Origin of the sequence: 'Chrysanthemum coronarium' phytoplasma, assembly GCF_000744065.1 — a bacterium.
Lineage (GTDB): Bacteria > Bacillota_I > Bacilli_A > Acholeplasmatales > Acholeplasmataceae > Phytoplasma > Phytoplasma asteris.
In genome coordinates this window covers 1-1,030 of sequence record NZ_BBIY01000119.1, presented here as the reverse complement: position 1 = coordinate 1,030, position 1,030 = coordinate 1, and the positions used below count along the sequence as shown (strand labels likewise).

Below are 1,030 nucleotides of genomic sequence, written 5' to 3'. Positions count from 1 at the left end.
AAAAATGCTCCTAGCACTAAAAGTGCACCTTTATAAAAAGGATGAATTTTTATTTTTTGCACTCCGATTAAACCCATTGCCAAAAGCAAAAAAGAGACAAAAAGTTTAAAATAAGCTACTGTTAAATTGTTTTGGTAATAAGGATTAATAAAATGCGATTTCAAATCCGCTTTAAAACCAAAAATAATAGCAGATAACAAAAAATAGCAAAAAGGATGAACAAAAACTATCCATACTTTTTTCCAACCCAAAAAAGTAATTGGTCGTTGCCACACATAAAAACAATAAATCAAAGGGGCAAAAACATATTGCAAATAATAAGGAATTAGCTGCATTTGCCAATTTGCAGAAATAAAATGCTGTTTGTGGTCTTCAATAAAATCACAAAAAACCAAACTTATAATTAAAATATTTACCAAAGCAACAAAACTTAATATTTGATAAAATTTAGTAGTTCTATATTTAGTTAAAGCAATTATTGCAACTAACAAAATTAAAAAAATACTTTGTCTTGTATAATGAAAAATATTTTTAAAATAAGCAAATGAGTCTAGATGCGTTTGCAAACAACTATCAAAAAGCCCCCAAATTAAAATTATTGAAGAAAAAATCACTAACAATAACGAGCTTAAATTTTTTTTAATTTTAATAAAATAAATTGAAAAAAATGAAGAATTAAAAAATTTGTAAAAAGATGTGATTTTCACTTTTGATACCTTCACTTTTTGTTTTTTGTATGATTATAATTATTTGTTTTTGACTCAAAAAAGAAAAAATTAAATTAATAAAAAGTCGAAATAAATTAATAAAAAATGTTAAATTAAAATTATTTTGTTATTTTAAAACAACAATTAAATTATATCATTTTTTAAAACAAACCTTTTTATAATTATCAACAATTAAAAAATAATATTTTTAGCTTTTGCAAAACCAAAATAAGTCAAAAAAATAACGAAAAAATGCAAAAAAATAACGAAAAGCCATAAAAAAATGTTAAAATTAAGTTTGATCGGTTTTTTAATTTTATACA

1 pseudogene is annotated in these 1,030 nt (G+C 21.9%); it reads right to left on the bottom strand.

Going from position 1 to position 1,030, the window contains the following annotated elements:
• Nucleotides 1–614, bottom strand: a pseudogene (locus OYV_RS04020) (methyltransferase domain-containing protein); the annotation flags it as partial.
• Nucleotides 615–1,030: the final 416 nt, after the last annotated feature.